Annotated in this window: 15 protein-coding genes; 3 read left to right on the top strand and 12 right to left on the bottom strand. The window is 60.2% G+C overall.

Translation table 11 applies throughout. The features are described 5' to 3' along the window. The gene (emhB, locus tag HCU66_RS05185; protein ID WP_205887461.1) at positions 1 to 3,162 is read left to right on the top strand and encodes an efflux RND transporter permease subunit EmhB; all 3,162 of its coding nucleotides are present in this window, start codon (positions 1 to 3) and stop codon (positions 3,160 to 3,162) included. After that, positions 3,162 to 4,622: an efflux RND transporter outer membrane subunit EmhC gene (gene emhC / locus HCU66_RS05180; RefSeq protein WP_205887460.1), complete on the top strand. Its 1,461-nt coding sequence runs from the start codon at positions 3,162 to 3,164 to the stop codon at positions 4,620 to 4,622. The genes emhB and emhC overlap by 1 nt, the downstream gene beginning before the upstream one ends. Before the next feature lie 130 nt (positions 4,623 to 4,752). Here emhC and HCU66_RS05175 read toward each other — a convergent pair whose 3' ends face one another. The 4 genes from HCU66_RS05175 to HCU66_RS05160 all read right to left on the bottom strand — a co-directional run bounded on the left by HCU66_RS05175 (position 4,753) and on the right by HCU66_RS05160 (position 8,751). Then, complete coding sequence (locus HCU66_RS05175) at positions 4,753 to 6,723, bottom strand: multinuclear nonheme iron-dependent oxidase (protein ID WP_205887459.1); 1,971 nt, start codon at positions 6,721 to 6,723, stop codon at positions 4,753 to 4,755. A gap of 16 nt (positions 6,724 to 6,739) precedes the next feature. Further along, positions 6,740 to 7,900: an aKG-HExxH-type peptide beta-hydroxylase gene (locus HCU66_RS05170; RefSeq protein WP_205887458.1), complete on the bottom strand. Its 1,161-nt coding sequence runs from the start codon at positions 7,898 to 7,900 to the stop codon at positions 6,740 to 6,742. 14 nt (positions 7,901 to 7,914) lie between these two features. Next, on the bottom strand, positions 7,915 to 8,391 hold the full coding sequence (locus HCU66_RS05165; protein WP_205887457.1) for a GNAT family N-acetyltransferase: 477 nt from the start codon (positions 8,389 to 8,391) through the stop codon (positions 7,915 to 7,917). 96 nt (positions 8,392 to 8,487) lie between these two features. Next, positions 8,488 to 8,751, bottom strand: coding sequence for an Os1348 family RiPP precursor (locus HCU66_RS05160; RefSeq protein WP_205887456.1), 264 nt, complete (start codon positions 8,749 to 8,751; stop codon positions 8,488 to 8,490). Positions 8,752 to 9,371: 620 nt separating this feature from the next. Between HCU66_RS05160 and HCU66_RS05155 the strand changes: the two genes are divergently transcribed. After that, positions 9,372 to 10,631: an OprD family porin gene (locus tag HCU66_RS05155; RefSeq protein WP_205887455.1), complete on the top strand. Its 1,260-nt coding sequence runs from the start codon at positions 9,372 to 9,374 to the stop codon at positions 10,629 to 10,631. Between the two features lie 122 nt (positions 10,632 to 10,753). On the opposite strand, the gene pcaC is transcribed toward HCU66_RS05155, so the two are convergent. From pcaC to HCU66_RS05115, 8 genes are all read right to left on the bottom strand, one after another. Beyond that, the gene (pcaC, locus tag HCU66_RS05150) at positions 10,754 to 11,146 is read right to left on the bottom strand and encodes a 4-carboxymuconolactone decarboxylase (RefSeq protein WP_205887454.1); all 393 of its coding nucleotides are present in this window, start codon (positions 11,144 to 11,146) and stop codon (positions 10,754 to 10,756) included. Between the two features lie 10 nt (positions 11,147 to 11,156). Next, the gene (gene pcaD, locus HCU66_RS05145; protein WP_205887453.1) at positions 11,157 to 11,963 is read right to left on the bottom strand and encodes a 3-oxoadipate enol-lactonase; all 807 of its coding nucleotides are present in this window, start codon (positions 11,961 to 11,963) and stop codon (positions 11,157 to 11,159) included. 11 nt (positions 11,964 to 11,974) lie between these two features. Continuing rightward, positions 11,975 to 13,339, bottom strand: a complete 1,365-nt coding sequence (locus HCU66_RS05140) for a 3-carboxy-cis,cis-muconate cycloisomerase (protein ID WP_205887452.1) — start codon at positions 13,337 to 13,339, stop codon at positions 11,975 to 11,977. 154 nt (positions 13,340 to 13,493) lie between these two features. Next, positions 13,494 to 14,060 (bottom strand): protocatechuate 3,4-dioxygenase subunit alpha, encoded by a 567-nt coding sequence (pcaG, locus tag HCU66_RS05135; protein WP_205887451.1) that lies wholly within the window; start codon positions 14,058 to 14,060, stop codon positions 13,494 to 13,496. 1 nt (position 14,061) lies between these two features. Beyond that, entirely contained in the window at positions 14,062 to 14,766 is a 705-nt protein-coding gene (gene pcaH / locus HCU66_RS05130) for a protocatechuate 3,4-dioxygenase subunit beta (RefSeq protein ID WP_205887450.1), read from the bottom strand. Positions 14,767 to 14,803: 37 nt separating this feature from the next. Next, positions 14,804 to 16,009 carry a 3-oxoadipyl-CoA thiolase gene (gene pcaF, locus HCU66_RS05125; RefSeq protein ID WP_205887506.1) on the bottom strand — a complete coding sequence of 402 codons (1,206 nt, stop codon included), beginning with the start codon at positions 16,007 to 16,009 and terminating at the stop codon, positions 14,804 to 14,806. Then, positions 16,006 to 16,785, bottom strand: a complete 780-nt coding sequence (locus HCU66_RS05120; protein ID WP_205887449.1) for a CoA-transferase subunit beta — start codon at positions 16,783 to 16,785, stop codon at positions 16,006 to 16,008. The genes pcaF and HCU66_RS05120 overlap by 4 nt, the downstream gene beginning before the upstream one ends. Then, complete coding sequence (locus tag HCU66_RS05115) at positions 16,785 to 17,642, bottom strand: CoA transferase subunit A (RefSeq protein WP_018926877.1); 858 nt, start codon at positions 17,640 to 17,642, stop codon at positions 16,785 to 16,787. The genes HCU66_RS05120 and HCU66_RS05115 overlap by 1 nt, the downstream gene beginning before the upstream one ends. Between the last annotated feature and the right edge of the window lie 175 nt (positions 17,643 to 17,817).

Raw genomic sequence — 17,817 nt, 5'->3', positions numbered from 1 at the left:
ATGTCGAAATTTTTTATCGACCGTCCGATTTTCGCCTGGGTAATTGCCTTGGTGATCATGCTGGTCGGGGCTTTATCGATCCTCAAACTGCCGATCAATCAATACCCGAGCATCGCGCCTCCGGCGATTGCGATCTCCGTGACCTACCCGGGCGCGTCCGCACAAACCGTGCAGGACACCGTGGTGCAGGTGATCGAGCAACAGCTCAACGGTATCGACAACCTGCGTTATGTCTCGTCGGAAAGTAACTCCGACGGCAGCATGACCATCACCGCGACCTTCGAGCAGGGCACCAGCTCCGATACCGCGCAGGTTCAGGTCCAGAACAAACTGAACCTGGCCACCCCGCTGCTGCCGCAAGAAGTGCAGCAGCAGGGCATCCGCGTGACCAAGTCGGTGAAAAACTTCCTGATGGTCATCGGCGTGGTGTCGCGCGACGGCAGCATGACCAAGGACGACCTGTCCAACTACATCGTGTCGAACATGCAGGACCCGATCTCGCGGACCGCCGGTGTCGGTGACTTCCAGGTCTTCGGTGCCCAGTACGCGATGCGCATCTGGCTCGACCCGGCCAAGTTGAACAACTTCAACCTGACCCCGGTAGACGTGAAAACCGCCATCGCGGCGCAGAACGTCCAGGTTTCGTCCGGTCAACTCGGCGGCTTGCCTGCCCTGCCCGGCCAGCAACTGAACGCTACCATCATCGGCAAGACCCGCCTGCAGACCGCCGAGCAGTTCAAGGAAATCCTGCTCAAGGTCAACAAGGACGGCTCGCAGGTTCGCCTCAAAGACGTCGCCGAAGTAGGCCTGGGTGGCGAGAACTACAGCGTCAGCGCCCAGTTCAACGGCAGCCCGGCCTCCGGTCTGGCAGTGAAACTGGCCAACGGTGCCAACGCCCTCGATACCGCCAAGGCCCTGCGCAAAACCATCAACGACCTCAAACCATTCTTCCCGCAGGGGATGGAAGTGGTGTTCCCGTACGACACCACCCCGGTGGTGACTGAGTCGATCAAGGGTGTGGTTGAAACCCTGGTCGAAGCGATCGTGCTGGTGTTTTTGGTGATGTTCCTGTTCCTGCAAAACTTCCGCGCCACCGTCATCACCACGATGACCGTGCCGGTGGTATTGCTGGGTACGTTCGGGATCCTCGCGGCGTTTGGCTTTAGCATCAACACCCTGACCATGTTCGGCATGGTGCTGGCCATCGGCTTGCTGGTGGACGATGCCATCGTCGTGGTGGAAAACGTCGAACGGGTCATGAGTGAAGAAGGCCTGTCACCCAAGGAAGCCACCAAAAAATCCATGGGGCAGATCCAGGGTGCTCTGGTCGGTATTGCCCTGGTGCTGTCGGCGGTACTGCTGCCGATGGCGTTCTTCGGTGGCTCCACCGGTGTGATCTACAAGCAGTTCTCGATCACCATCGTTTCGGCCATGGCCTTGTCGGTGCTGGTTGCATTGATCTTCACCCCGGCGCTCTGCGCCACCATGCTCAAGGCGATTCCCAAAGGCGAGCACGGCACGCCGAAACGCGGCTTCTTCGGCTGGTTCAACCGCAACTTCGACCGTGGCGTCAAAAGCTACGAGCGCGGCGTGGGCAACATGCTCGCGCACAAGGCTCCGTACCTGCTGGCCTACCTGATCATCGTGGTCGGCATGATCTGGCTGTTCACCCGCATTCCAACGGCATTCCTGCCGGAAGAAGACCAGGGTGTACTGTTTGCCCAGGTGCAAACCCCGGCCGGTTCCAGCGCCCAGCGCACGCAAGTGGTCGTGGACGAAATGCGCGAATTCCTGCTGCGTCCAAGCAAGGATGGCGGTGAAGGCGATGCGGTGGCCTCGGTGTTTACCGTGACCGGCTTCAACTTCGCCGGTCGTGGTCAGAGTTCGGGCATGGCGTTCATCATGCTCAAACCGTGGGACGAACGTAACGCCGACAACAGCGTGTTCAAACTGGCGGCCCGTGCCCAACAGCACTTTTTTACCTTCCGTGACGCCATGGTGTTTGCCTTTGCGCCACCGGCGGTACTGGAACTGGGTAACGCCACCGGTTTCGACGTGTTCCTTCAGGACCGCGCCGGTATCGGTCACAACAAGCTGATGGAAGCCCGTAACCAGTTCCTCGGCATGGCGGCGCAAAGCAAGGTCCTGTCGCAGGTCCGTCCGAACGGTCTGAACGACGAGCCGCAATACCAGCTGGAAATCGACGATGAAAAGGCCAGCGCCCTGGGTGTGACCCTCACCGACATCAACAACACCCTGTCGATTGCCCTGGGCAGTAGCTATGTGAACGACTTCATCGACCGTGGCCGTGTGAAGAAGGTTTATGTGCAAGGCCTGCCTGGCGCTCGCATGAGCCCTGAAGACCTGAAGAAGTGGTACGTGCGCAACAGCGCCGGCACCATGGTTCCGTTCTCGGCGTTCGCCAAGGGTGAGTGGATCTACGGTTCGCCGAAACTGGCCCGTTACAACGGCGTGGAAGCGATGGAAATCCTCGGTGCCCCGGCGCCAGGCTATTCCACCGGTGAAGCCATGGCCGAAGTCGAGGCGATTGCTGCCAAACTGCCGGCCGGTGTCGGTATTTCCTGGACCGGCCTGTCGTACGAGGAACGTCTGTCCGGCTCGCAAGCGCCAGCGCTGTACGCCTTGTCGCTGCTGATGGTGTTCCTGTGTCTGGCGGCGTTGTATGAAAGCTGGTCGATCCCGATTGCGGTCATGCTGGTGGTGCCGCTGGGGATCATCGGTGCGCTGATGGCGACCAGCCTGCGCGGCCTGTCCAACGACGTGTATTTCCAGGTGGGGCTGTTGACCACCATCGGTCTGGCGGCGAAAAACGCCATTCTGATCGTCGAGTTCGCCAAGGAACTGCATGAGCAAGGGCGCAGCCTGCGCGATGCCGCGATCGAAGCCTGCCGGATGCGTCTGCGACCGATCATCATGACCTCGCTCGCGTTCGTGCTCGGCGTGGTACCGCTGGCCATTTCCACGGGCGCAGGTTCGGGTAGCCAACATGCGATCGGCACCGGGGTGATTGGCGGTATGCTCACGGCCACGATCCTGGCGATCTTCTGGGTTCCGTTGTTCTTCGTCACCGTGTCGTCCATGGGCCAGCGCAAAGTCGCCGACCAGGATGACGCCATTGAAACTTCTCAAGAGGCTGGCTAATGAGCAAGTCGCTACTCTCCCTGGCAGTCACCGCTTTCGTGCTAAGTGGCTGCTCGCTGATCCCCGATTATCAGCGGCCTGAAGCACCGGTGGCGGGCCAGTACCCGCAAGGCCCGGCGTATTCGCCGGCCCAGGCGCCCAACCAGGCCGCCGCCGAACAGGGCTGGAAGCAGTTTTTCCACGACCCTGCGCTGCAACAGGTGATTCAGACCGCGCTGGAGAACAACCGTGACCTGCGCGTCGCGGCGCTGAACATCGACGCTTACGCGGCTCAATACCGCATCCAGCGCGCCGACCTGTTCCCGGCGGTTTCGGCCACCGGCAGCGGCAGTCGTCAGCGGGTTCCGGCACGGGCCTCGCAAACCGGTGAAGCGAACATCAGCAGTTCCTACTCGGCCACTGTCGGCATCAGCGCCTATGAACTCGACCTGTTCGGTCGGGTGCGCAGCCTGAGCGAAGAAGCCCTGCAGAAGTACTTCGCCACTGAAGAAGCGCGCCGCAGCACGCAGATCAGTCTGGTCGCCAGCGTGGCCAATGCCTACCTGACCTGGCAGGCGGACAAGGAACTGCTGAAGCTGACCCAGGAAACCCTCGGTGCCTTCGAGGAGAGCTACAAGCTCACCTCGCGCAGCAACGAAGTGGGTGTAGCCTCGGCGCTGGATTTGGCCCAATCGCGTACCTCGGTGGAAAACGCCCGTGCGCAATTGGCCAAGTACACCCGTCAGGTTGCCCAGGATGAAAACAGCCTGGTGCTACTGCTCGGCACCGGTATCCCGGCCAATCTGCAAGCGGCCAAGCCACTGTCGGATGACCTGCTGAGCGACGTACCGGCCGGCCTGCCGTCGGACTTGCTGCAACGTCGTCCGGACATCCTCCAGGCCGAATACAACCTCAAGGCCGCTAATGCCAACATCGGCGCGGCACGGGCGGCATTCTTCCCGAGCATCAGCCTGACCGCCAATGCAGGCTCCCTGAGCCCGGACCTGTCCGGTCTGTTCAAAGGTGGTTCGGGCACCTGGTTGTTCCAGCCGCAAATCAACCTGCCGATCTTCAACGCCGGCAGCCTGCGCGCCAGCCTGGATTACTCGAAAATCCAGAAAGACATCAGCGTGGCGAACTACGAGAAGTCCATTCAAACGGCCTTCCAGGAAGTCGCCGATGGCCTGGCCGCACGCCAGACCTACACCGAGCAGTTGCAGGCTCAGCGTGATTTCGTCAGCGCCAACCAGGACTACTACCGTCTGGCCGAGCGTCGTTATCGCATCGGTGTCGACAGCAACCTGACCTTCCTCGATGCCCAGCGCCAGCTGTTCAGTGCCCAACAGGCGCTGATCACCGACCGTCTGGCGCAACTGACCAGTGCGGTCAACCTGTACAAGGCGTTGGGCGGTGGCTGGAATGAACAGACGGCGAAGAACGAGCCGTTGAAAGAAGAAGCGCCGAAGATGAAGTTGTTCTGATAGCGCGAAACCTGTAGGAGCGAGCTTGCTCGCGAAAGCGGTGGATCAGGCAACATCAATGTTGACTGTGCCGCCGTCTTCGCGAGCAAGCTCGCTCCTACAGGGATTACGCAAAAAGGCAGCTTTCGTATCAGCCTCCGACACCATTGACCAGAAACACCGGCTCCTCCAGATAATCGAGCCCCAAGCGGTTTTCGAACATTTCGTCGCGTAACGCCGCGGTAGTGAAACACCCCAGGTCCAACGCGGTGGCCAGCAGTGAAAAGGTCTGACTCAGATGCCCGGCGTCCATCAGCGCCACCCGCAGTGCGCGGCTGAATTCGTATTTCCAGGCCATTCGCTCGACCCGCGCCGTGGAAACGAACACCGCTGCCGCATCCTTGATCCACGTCTGACCGCCACAGGCCTCGCTGATCCAGGCTCGTGGATCTTCCAGGGACAGCAGCTCCAGCCCGTGACGACGGACCGAATAGTGATAAAGCCCCCGCTCGAAACCTTGCACATTCATCAGCACCGCATACACCTCGGTGCCCTGCAGCGAACCGCCGGCCGGCGAGGTTTTCTTCAGGAAGTAGTCGCCCATGCGATTGTGCTCCATGACCGTCGCGCCCCAGGTGTAGTAGAGCAACAGTGACAGCTGCGCCGAACTCAACGGCTGACCACTGAAGGTTCGCGACGTGCGGCGATTGCACAGCGAGTCCAGCAATGTCGGCTGAGCGATCGTGCAGGAAGTCAGTAGAGGGTTTTCCAGGGCAATGAACGGATGGGACCCGTAGTCCTTGAACGCCGACGGCTGGCATCGCGCCGAGGCCTTTTGCTCCAGTTCCGTTTCCAGCTCGGCAACGCTGATGTAGGGGGTGTGCGAGTCGGTCCGGGTACTCAGGTAAAACTCCAGCGCCGCGTCCCAGCGGGTCCAAAGGTTGAGCGGATGTTTACTCTCCTCGGACGGGGCGCTATCCGGTTGATTGACGACGGGTAGCAAAATACCGTGGCTGACCAGTGTCCTCAGGAATGCCAGGTTGTCGTCCTGTGCAGGACTCTGCAAAACCCCCGGCAGCAACAAGGCACTCTCCAGCGTCTGCGGGCTCAGGAAGTGGCGCAGTAACGGCAGCAACGTCACGTCAAACTCCAGGCTCAGGTCCTGCTGCCGGTCCCGGATAAAAAACGACGCCGAGCCGACGCTGAGCCAGGTGCTTTGCCTGAGTTTCAGCAGGGTCTGCGCGCCCTCCGATGGCGTCTGTTGATCGCCTTGTTGATCAAGGCCCTGCCAGAACAGGGCCTTGGGCCTCAAGGACTTGATGGCCTTGATCAAGGTCAACAGCTCTGCGTCATCGGCTTTGCGGGAAATATCCCACTCCAGGGTGATCGCTTTCACCGGGGATGACGCAAACAACTCTCGCAAAATGTCCCAATCCCGTCGCGGATGTCCGGTGTGAATTTCAATCAACCGGTCCAGCGGCAACGAACGCAAATAGTCGTTCAGGTCGTAACCCTGGGTTCTGGCGGTCGCCATCGCGCTGTCGAGATCCAGCAGAAAGCCCGAACCGCTGCGCGCCACCACACTGGAGATGAATTCGCCTTCGGACTGCTCTTGTGCGCCCGGCAATGAAAACAACCGCGGTGCGTTTTCCAGCACCAGCAGCGTTGCGGTGAGCTCGCGCAATTCAATGGCATTGGCCACCACCGTGTCGGCCACTTCTTGGGCCAGTGTCGGCAAAATGAAGTGCTGCGTGTCGCCACCACGGAAACGCGACCAGGAAATATGCTCGGCCAGCCATGGCGAGCGGGTTTTTTCGCACAGTCGCCGCGTCATACGCAGAAACTCGCGATCCATCGCGATCCCCACGCTGCCCAGGGACAAACTGGACGAATGCAGCAGGCTCGGTACTTGAGCGCTGACGTCCAGTAAACGAGGCTGAAGAATGCAGTGTGTCGGCTGAAACTCGACGTAATCGAAATGCGGCAAGCCCTCAGCGAGAATTCGCTCGACAGTCGGGTCGAGTCCATTCTCCGACCGGTCATCCTGAAGGCTGTGCCGTGGCAAATGGTATTCCAGCCCTACTCCGCCCTCCGGATAGGACGAGGCATCAAACATCCCCATGTGAGCCTCCCTGGCTTCAGGCGGTCAAACCCAGCAAGCGCTGTTGCTCAGCCTCAGTCCCCGATATCGCCAACAGCCCGGCATATTGGTTTTCCAGTACTCTGACCTCTTTGGCCAGGTTTTCCAGGAGTTGACGTCCCTGGGGGGTGAATTCAGTGCTGGCTTCGAAGTCCGGCAATGCCTTGATCAAGCCGCGCAGGATGTACAAAAGACGGTCTTGCGCTCGTTGCAGCTCTTCGGACGAACGCGAGCGAACCCGCCCCAGGTATTTGACCAACGCGATGTACACGTAAAACGCGTGGAAGTAGCCATAAAAGTCACGCTTCTGTCCCGACCATGGCAAGGTGTACAACGGCTCCCGCGAGGTCTCTTCCTTGACAACCGGGCACGCCTCGACAATGTGATAAAGCAACTGATGAGTGGCCTCATGCACCAGGGACTCTTCCAGATCGAGTATCGAATCATCCCGGCTCGACAACAGGATGATTCCGGTGAAGCGGGACGCCGAACAGCTTCGAAATGAACCATCGGGCAAATAAAAAATCGACTTGACCAGTTTTTTGATTTGCTCGCGGCAGGCGGGCCAAGTGTGTTCTATGCGCAACAGGGCAATATTCACCACATCGCAAAAAAACCGTACGGAATAACCGCTACGCTCCAACTGTTTGCGGACGGCTTCATCTTCCGGAAACTCATAGCTGGGCGGCATCACTATCGCAACCAGCGGATCGACATCGAACCGATGCACGGGGGGACAATAATGATTCACGCGTGAATTGTCGGCCGTTTTGACACGCACTAACATCTCTGGAAATTCAAACAGCATTTTTTCCAGCTCACTTCTGTCCGTTGTCTTTTGCGTGATGATCAGGTTGGCATAATGAGCCGTCAGCACATTCCACACTTGAAACACCGGATCATTAATAATCAAGCGCTGTTCCCGGGTCGGAGGAACGATAAGATTAAACGCCTGCTCAAAAAACTCTGCCAGATGCGGGGCATTGGGAAACAACTGAAAAAGTTCGGTGTACAGCGCAACAAAGCTGGTGTATCGATTTCGACTGACACGCTCCAGCAAGACTTCAAATCGCGAAGGCTCCGAATCCGCAAGGAAGGTCGTGCCCTGAAATAAATCGTCGACCGAGAGCTCACGTTGACCACTGTTATCGATGTCCATTTCTCAACCTTCCCTTAGGCTGACGGCAACGGCTTCGCCATTGTCAGACTGGCAATGCCATAACCCGATTGTTCATAAAGACGACGTGCCGCCTCGTTGCGGCCAAAGACATGCAACCGCACTTCCCTGCATCCCGCCTGGCTCGCCCATGACTCCAGGGCCAGCAGCGATTGTTTTGCATAACCCTGGCGACGCGCGCCGGGGTCAATGTAGATATCCAGAATGAAGGCGATCCGACCGGCGCCGGCGTGTCGTTCGGCGACCCATAACTCACCGATGCGCCGCGCTTGATCCTGGATCACCCAGAGTTGATTCTTTTCAGTCAATCGCCCTTGCGGCAACAATTGCTCGAAGACGCTTCGCGCCTTTTGCGACGCCTCCTCCTGGACCCACTCGCCTGCGGCGACCATCCCGTCGCCATATTCAGCAAGGGCTCTTTCGGCGAACGTAACGAAGTCCGCGTCATTCATTGGAGCCAAGGTGACAGACATGAGTCATTCACTCCGTGCCCGAGCGCTAATAAAGCCATTCGGCGTACCCGCGTGAAGGCCCACCTTTCGTGGCACGCCAAATGGCATCATCCACCTTTAATCCATTCGCGCTTGTTGCTGCTGGTTCTGTGTGTCAAATACCGCGCGTATCCCCAGGTTGCTCCGAATTCCGGAGGAGGCAGCCGTCAGTTTTGCAGCATCAATACCTTTAACTGCCGCGATCTCGTCAGTACTTAAATGCACACCAATATTTTTAGCCGCCCCTGCCGGATCACTGTGTAACTCTCTGGCAAATTTTTCGTCCAGCACGGCCCGTCCCAGAACCGAGGCCAAACGTTCCTGATTGACTTTATTACCCATGGCACTTCTCCTTGTTATTTCGGCATGACGAAAACTACCCCCTGACGAAGCATCAGAGTGTCTTTTGCCCGCCTGAGGACTTTGAATATAGCAAGGCCTCTTTTCTTTTCCAGCGAAGTCCGCGGCTCTCTTTAAATCTTTTTACGATAACCGACAATACCAATTCTTAAGTTTAACCAGCGATTATCGACATACCTTTAATGACAGTTAGCGCTGTAGGAAACGTCTTACAACTAAAGCAATAAATACTTCCATCTAATACCAACAAAGCAACAAGGCGCCATTAATAGAACACACCGTCGCCCCCTCGCTATCAACCCGAATAACCATAGGATTTTATTAAGAATGCCTCACACCGTCCGTCATCCGGCCGGCGTCGATTAGTGTTCGTTAATCGCCCAAAACCCCATACCCCCCAATTGAATCCCCCCGCCCATCCCTCGCACCATTGTCCGCACCTGCAAAAATCAATAACAACAAGGTCCAACACCATGACTACGCGCACTCTGCACTCCGGCTGATCTCGCTCGCCCCCTTATCCGAATTCGATTTTTTGTCTGCGACCCCTTGGTTGCGGCTGTGTACTGCCTTATCCCTGACAATTAGAGAGACCCGAGCCCATGACTTCCCCCACACCGCAGTATTTGTTTCCCAGCCTGATCGCCATCGCACTGGCCGGTGCGGCCCTGCCCGCCCTGGCCGAGGAAGCGGGCTTTGTCGAAGGTGCCAAGGTCAACCTGAACCTGCGCAACTTCTACATCAACCGTAACTTCACCAACCCGACCAAGGCCCAGGGCAAGGCTGAAGAATGGACGCAAAGTTTCATCCTCGACGCCAAATCCGGGTTCACCCAGGGCACCGTCGGGTTCGGCATGGACGTGCTGGGGTTGTATTCGGTCAAGCTCGACGGCGGCAAAGGCACTGGCGGTACGCAGTTGCTGCCACTGGATTCTGATGGTCGCCCGGCGGACAACTTCGGGCGCACCAATGTGGCGTTCAAGGCGAAACTGTCCCAGACCGAAGTGAAGGTCGGCGAATGGATGCCGGTGCTGCCGATCCTGCGTTCGGACGACGGTCGCTCGCTGCCGCAAACCTTCCGTGGCGGCCAGATCACTTCGAAGGAAATCGACGGCCTGACGCTCTACGGTGGCCAGTTCCGCGCCAACAGCCCGCGTGACGACAGCAGCATGAATGACATGTCGATGACCGGCAAAGCGGCGTTCAAGTCAGACCGCTTCAACTTCCAGGGCGGCGAATACGCCTTCAACGACAAGCGCACGCAGATCGGCCTGTGGAACGCGGAACTCAAGGACATCTACAGCCAGCAATACGTCAACCTGATCCACAGCCAACCACTGGGCGACTGGACGCTGGGCGCCAATCTCGGGTTCTTCTACGGTAAGGATGACGGCAGCGCCCGGGCCGGCGAGCTGGACAACAAGACCTGGTCGGGCCTGTTCTCGGCCAAATACGGCGGCAACACCTTCTACGTCGGCCTGCAAAAACTCACCGGCGACAGCGCGTGGATGCGGGTCAACGGCACCAGCGGCGGCACCCTGGCCAACGACAGCTACAACGCCAGCTATGACAACGCCAAGGAACGCTCCTGGCAAGTGCGCCACGACTACAACTTCGCCGCCCTGGGCGTACCGGGCCTGACCCTGATGAACCGCTACATCAGCGGCGACAACGTCCACACCGCCACCACCAGCGACGGCAAGGAATGGGGCCGCGAAAGTGAACTGGGCTACACCGTGCAGAGCGGCACGCTCAAAAACCTCAACGTCAAATGGCGCAACTCCACCATCCGCCGCGACTTCAGCAACAACGAGTTCGATGAGAACCGGTTGATCGTCAGCTATCCGATCAGTTTGTTGTAAACCCACAAAATTGTAGGAGCGGCGGTGCGGCGATCCGACTTGCCCGCCAAAGCGGTGTGTCAGGCGACATCAATGTTGACTGTACCGACGTCTTCGCGGGCAAGCCCGCTCCTACATGTGGCTTACTCCCGCGATTCAACCCCCAACTCATCCCACACCGACTCGGCCAAATGGAACGTCGCGTTGGCCGCCGGAATGCCGCAATAGATCGCGCTCTGCATGATCACTTCCTTGATCTCGCCGCGGGTCACGCCGTTGTTGGCGGCGGCGCGCAGGTGCAGTTTGAGTTCTTCGTTGCGGTTCATCCCGATCAGCATGGCGATGGTGATCAGGCTGCGGGTATGGCGCGGCAAGCCCGGGCGGGTCCAGATGTCGCCCCAGGCGTGGCGGGTGATCATTTCCTGGAACTCCGAGTTGAACTCGGTCAGCGTGCTCAGGCTGCGATCGACGTGGGCGTCGCCCAGTACCGCGCGGCGGACTTTCATGCCCTCGTCGTAACGTTGTTTCTCGTCCACAAAAAAACCCTCAATGACCTGAAAGAAACGCCAGCACCCGCTCACTGAACGCAGCGCCGGCCTGGACGTTGGACAGGTGCGCGGCGTAGAACTCGGCGTACTCGGCGCCCCGCACATGTTCCTGAATGAAATGCCCGCCGGACGGCGGCGTTACCGCATCTTCGGTACCGGCGATCACCAGCAGCGGCGTCTTGATCGAGGACAACTGATCGCGGAAATCGGCATCACGCACCGCCGCGCAATTGGCCGCATAGCCTTCAGGCGAAGTGGCCGCGAGCATGTCGGTGATCCGCTTCGCCGCTGCCGGGTTGGCGGCGGAAAAATCCGGAGTGAACCAGCGGGCAATCGACGCATCGCGCAGGGCGACCATCGCCGCCGCGCCGTCGCGCAGCACGGTTTCGATTCGTGGGTTCCACACCGATGGATCGCCGATTTTCGCCGCGGTGTTGCACACGATCAGTTTGTTCAAACGCTGACCGGCGTTGATCCCCAGCCATTGGCCGATCAACCCGCCCATGGACAGACCGCAGAAATGCGCGCGCTCGATGTGCAAGGCATCCAGCAGCGCCAACACGTCGCGGCCCAGTTGCTCGATGCTGTACGGCCCTGGCGTCACCAATGACTTGCCGTGACCACGTGTGTCAAAACGCAGCACCCGGAAACGCTCGGTGAACGCCGGGATCTGCGCGTCCCACATGTGCAGGTCGGTGCCCAGTGAGTTGGACAGCACCAGTACCGGAGCTTCTTCAGGGCCATCGAGTTGCGGCCCTTGAATTTGGTAGTGCAGTTCGCCCTCGGCGAGTTGTACGAATGCCACAGCAGCCTCCTTCAGGCAGTCAACGCAAAATGTTCAGCCACCGCTCGCTCGACCCAGGTATGGGCCTGACCGAGGTAATGGGCGGGGTCCAGCAGATGATCGAGTTCAGCGTCCAACAGCTGGGCGGTCACTTGCGGCTCGTCGCCGAGTACCGCGCGCAGATGACGTTGCTCGGCCACGGCGCGTTTGCAGCATTGCTCCAGCAGATGGTGCGCGGTGTCGCGACCGACCCGTTGCGCCAGCACAATGCTCACAGCTTCGGCCAGCACCAGGCCTTGGGTCAGGTCGAGGTTGCGAGTCATTCGGTCGGCATCCACTTCCAGGCCGTCGGCCACCAACAGCGCTTGCTGCAGGCTGCCCGACACCAAACAGCAGATCTCCGGCAGGGTTTCCCACTCGGCATGCCACAGACCCAGGCTGCGCTCGTGTTCCTGGGGCATGGCGCTGAACAAGGTCGAGAGCAGACCCGGCACCCGCGTCGCCGCACTGATCAACACCGCCGCGCCCACCGGGTTGCGTTTGTGCGGCATGGTCGAGGAACCGCCCTTGCCCGGTGCCGAAGGTTCGAACACTTCACCAGTTTCGGTCTGCATCAACAGGCTGATGTCGCGACCGAGTTTGCCCAGGCTGCCGGCGATCAAGCCAAGCACCGCGCCGAACTCCACCAGACGATCGCGCTGGGTGTGCCAGGGTTGTTCCGGCAAGGTCAGTTGCAGTTCTGTGGCCAAGGCTTGGGCAATCGGCATCGCCTGTTCGCCGAGCGCCGCGAGGGTGCCGGAGGCGCCACCGAATTGCAGCACCAGCAGGCGTGGCTTGAGTTCCAGCAGACGCTGACGGCTGCGGGTCACCGCGCCCAGCCAACCGGCGATTTTCATGCCGAGGGTGACCGGTGTCGCGTGTTGCAGCCAGGTGCGCCCGGCCAGCGGCGTGGCAACGTACCGCCTGGCCTGGGTCGCGAGGGTTTCTCCCAGCTGCGCCAGATCAGCTTCGATCAGCTCCAGCGCGCGGCGCAGTTGCAACACCAGCCCGGTGTCCATCACGTCCTGGCTGGTCGCGCCCAGATGCACGTAGCGCTCGGCTTCGGCATCACTTTTGGCGATCTGCTTGCCCAGCGCCTTGACCAAGGGAATCGCCGAATTGCCCGCCGTGGCAATCGCCTCGCCGAGAGCGGCGAAGTCGTAATGCTCAGCCTGGCAGGCCGCTTCGATAGAGGCGACAGCCGTCTGCGGAATCAGGCCAACCCGCGCCTCGGCCCTGGCCAGTGCGGCTTCGAAATCGAGCATGGCCTGAACCCGGCCCTGATCGCAGAACACCCCACGCATGTCGCGTGCCGTGAAGTAGGCATCGAACAATTGATTACCCGGTCGCTGGTTCATAAACAGTCCTTGCAGGTGAGGGCCAGTGAGGCCCCGCGCAGAAATCAAAGGTCTTGTGCAGGCGCCAAAAGATCGCAGGCTGCGCCAGCTCCTACAGGAACCATACCCCTTCCCGGTAGAAGCTGCCGCTGGCTGCGATCTTTTGACCTTGATCTCAATAATCGAAGAACACCGTCTCGGCATCCGTCCCCTGCAGAATCACATTCCACTGATAAACACCCGAAGCATCTTTCTTCGCCAGCAAGGTGCTGCGGCGTTCGGCAGGTACACATTCGAGCAGAGGGTCCGCCACGTTGGCCGGCTCACCCTCAAAGTAAATCCGCGTCAGCAAGTGCTTCACCAACCCGCGAGCGAACACCAGCACCACCAGGTGTGGCGCCTGGATCGTGCCTTTCAGACCTTCCACGGTGCCCGGCTTGATCGTGGTAAAGCGAAAGCGCCCTTGCGCATCCACCGGCACCCGGCCAAACCCTTCGAAGTTCGGGTCCAGGGGTTTGTCCTGATCGTCTTCGGGGTGGTCGTATTTGCCGGCGGCGTTGGCCTGCCAGACTTCGAGCATGGCGTCGTTGACGAAGTCGCCATTGCCATCGACGACTTGCCCGGTGATCGCCACACGCTCGCCGAGGGTTTGCTCGACAGTCAGGTCTTCGCGGTTCAGCCAGGTCAGACCAATGTGGTAATACGGCCCGACGGTGTGGGACGTGGTCGCGTTCAGCGTCATCTTATTTCTCCATCGGCGTGGCTTCGCGGCCGCGCAAGACGATGTCCCAGCGATAACCGAGGGCGTAGGACGGGATGGTTTTTTCCAGGTCGAAACTGGCGATCAAACGCTCTTTGGCGTGGGTGTCGGGCACGCAGTTGTAGATCGGGTCGTAAGCCAGCAACGGGTCGCCCGGGAAATACATCTGGGTCACCAGGCGCGTCAGAATACTCGGCCCGAACAGTGAGAAATGGATGTGCGCCGGGCGCCAGGCGTTGGGGTGGTTACCCCACGGATAGGCGCCAGGCTTGATGGTCTGGAACTGATACCAGCCATCGGCGTTGGTTACGGTGCGGCCGGTGCCGGTGAAGTTCGGGTCCAGCGGTGCATCGTGCAGGTCGCGGGCATGGGCGTAGCGACCGGCAGAGTTGGCCTGCCAGATCTCCACCAGAATGCCCGGCACCGGCAGACCGTCTTCATCCAGCACACGGCCGTGAATGATGATCCGTTCACCCAATGGCTCGCCGGAGTGCTGGGCGGTGAGGTCGTTGTCCCGCTCCTGGATACGTTCGGCACCGATGGTCGGACCGGTGATTTCCGACAGCGAATGAGGCAAGAACACCAGCGGCTTGGACGGCGAGCGAAGGTTGGTGGATTGATAAGGAGGGTGCAGGTATTCCGGCTGAGTGCCCGCCTGTGGGCGACGGTAACCAGGTTTGTCAGTCATTGCGCATTCCTCAGTTCTTATTAGTCGCTTCTGTGCGTCAGACACGTTCGATCGCCAAGGCCAGACCCTGGCCGACACCGACACACATGGTCGCCAGACCTTTCTTGCCGCCAGTCTTTTCCAATTGATGCAGTGCAGTCAGTACCAAACGCGCACCGCTCATGCCCAGCGGATGGCCCAAGGCAATGGCGCCACCGTTCGGGTTGACCTGGGCCGCATCATCCGCCAATCCGAGCTCACGCAACACGGCCAAGCCCTGGCTGGCGAAGGCTTCGTTGAGTTCGATCACATCGAAATCGCTGACCGCAAGGCCCAGGCGCTCGGTCAATTTGCGCACCGCCGGCACCGGGCCGATGCCCATCACCCGTGGCGCGACACCGGCGCTGGCCATGCCGAGCACTTTGGCGCGGGCGGTCAGGCCGTGTTTCTTCACGGCTTGGGCCGAGGCCAGAATCAGCGCCGCCGCACCGTCGTTCACACCGGAGGCATTGCCGGCGGTGACGGTTTTGTCCGGGCCGTTGACCGGTTTGAGTTTGGCCAGGGTTTCGAGCGTGGTGTCGGCGCGAGGATGTTCGTCCTGGCTGACCACTGTTTCACCCTTTTTGTGGGCAATGCGCACTTCAACGATTTCTTCGGCGAAAAATCCTGCGGCTTGCGCGGCGGCCGTGCGTTGCTGGCTGCGCAGTGCGAAAGCGTCCTGATCCTCGCGGGAAACTTCGTAATCGTCCGCCACATTGTCGGCGGTTTGCGGCATCGCATCGACACCGTATTGGGCTTTCATCAACGGGTTGATGAAACGCCAGCCGATGGTGGTGTCTTCCAGCTTCATGTTGCGCGAGAACGCCGCATCGGCCTTGCCCATCACGAACGGTGCGCGGGACATCGACTCGACGCCACCGGCAATCGCCAGCTCCATCTCGCCGCTGGCGATGGCCCGGAACGCGGTGCCGACAGCGTCCATGCCTGAAGCGCAGAGGCGATTGAGGGTCACGCCCGGAATGGTTTCCGGCAGCCCCGCCAGCAGCAACGCCATGCGCGCCACGTTGCGGTTGTCTTCGCCGGCCTGGTTGGCGCAGCCGAGGAACACCTCGTCCACCGCGCTCCAGTCCACCGACGGGTTACGCGCCATCAGCGCTTTGATCGGCACGGCGGCCAGGTCATCGGCGCGGACCGTCGACAGGCCACCGCCGAAACGGCCGATGGGGGTGCGAATCGCATCGCAGATATAAACGTCGCGCATCAGGCTTCTCCGGGTGCTTGGCCGTGGGCTGCCGCGGTACGGGCTTCCAGATCGCGCAGCGCGGTCAGCTCGACCTCGGTGGGCTCGGCAGTGCTTTCAACCGTGTCGGCAAAACGAATCGCCCAACCGGTGGCCGCGATCACTTGCTCGCGAGTGACACCTGGGTGCAGCGCGGTGACCACGAACTCATGGGTGCCGGCTTCCGGTTCCATGATGCACAGGTCGGTAATGATGCCGACAGGACCGGCGCCCGGCAGGCCGAGACGTTTGCGCGAATCACCGCCCTCGCCATGGCCGACCGAGGTAATGAAGTCGAGCTTGTCGACGAACGAACGCGCCGACTGCTTGAGGATGATCAATACGCTTTTGGCGGAACCGGCGATCTCCGGCGCGCCACCGGCACCCGGCAGGCGAACCTTGGGCTGATGGTAGTCGCCCACCACGGTGGTGTTGATGTTGCCGAAACGGTCGACTTGCGCGGCGCCAAGGAAACCGACGTCGATGCGCCCGCCCTGCAGCCAGTAGCGAAAAATCTCGCCGGTCGGGACGACGGTGTCGGCGGTTTCCGCCAGCTCACCGTCACCGATCGACAATGGCAGTACGCTTGGCTTGGCACCGATCGGACCCGATTCGTAGATCAGGACGACATCCGGCGAGGACGTCAGTCGCGCCAGGTTGGCGGCTTTCGACGGCAGGCCGATACCAACGAAGCACACCGAACCGTTTTTCAGGCGGCGGGCGGCGGCGACGGTCATCATTTCATTGGTGGTGTAAGTCATTACTTGGCCTCCGAAGCAGCGGCCAGCTTGGCCTGGAACTCGCTGAAGTCAGCGCAGCCGTGGATGTACTCGTTGATCCACGCGGTGAAGGTTTCACGGTCGCGGGCAATCGGATCCCAGGCCTGGTAGAAGCGGTTGTCACGCTCGGTGTAACCGTGGGCGTAGGACGGATGCGCCCCGCCCGGTACGTGGCAGACCGCGCTCAGAGCCCAGGTCGGCAGCACGCAAGCGTTCATCGGTGCGTTGAGGTCATCGACGATTTCTTCGACGGTGACGATGCAACGCTTGGCCGCCAGCGCCGCTTCTTTCTGCACCCCGAGAATGCCCCAGAGCAGCACGTTGCCTTGGCGGTCGGCTTTCTGCGCGTGAATCACGGTGATGTCCGGACGCACCGACGGCACCGCCGCCAGCACTTCGCCGGTGAATGGGCAAGTGACGGTTTTGATCAGCGGGTTGACCTTCGGCAGGTCGGAACCGGCGTAGGCACGCAACACCGCGAACGGTAAGCCCGAAGCGCCCGCGACGTAGGCATTGGCCAGGTCGGCGTGGCTGTGTTCTTCGATTTCCAGCGCATGCGGCCACTGCCGCTCGACGGCGTCACGCAGACGGTGCAGCGAACCGACGCCGGGGTTGCCGCCCCAGGAGAAAATCAGTTTGCGAGCACAACCGGCACCGATCAACTGGTCGTAGATCAAGTCAGGCGTCATCCGCACCAGGGTCAGGTCTTTCTTGCCCTGGCGAATGATTTCGTGACCAGCCGCCGTAGGAATCAGGTGAGTGAAGCCTTCGAGCGCGACGGTATCGCCGTCGTTGACGAACTGCTTCACCGCGTCATGCAGCGAAAGGATTTCAGCCATGGGGCAGGCTCCCGTTTTGTTATGAACCGACAGTGTGGGAAAAAGGCGCCGATGCGCAGCGCCGGAATGACTGAAGATTAAGCCCCTGGAAAAGCCCAAACAATCCGATAATCGACTGAGTGTTCGTTTATCGAACAGATTGTTGTCTGGCTATCGTTCTCTCTCAGATCGTTCC

The sequence above is a fragment of the Pseudomonas frederiksbergensis genome, assembly GCF_017114915.1.
Taxonomy (GTDB): Bacteria; Pseudomonadota; Gammaproteobacteria; order Pseudomonadales; family Pseudomonadaceae; genus Aquipseudomonas; species Aquipseudomonas frederiksbergensis_I.
The sequence above is the reverse complement of the archived record's forward strand: the minus strand, read 5'-3'. Positions and strand labels throughout refer to the sequence as shown.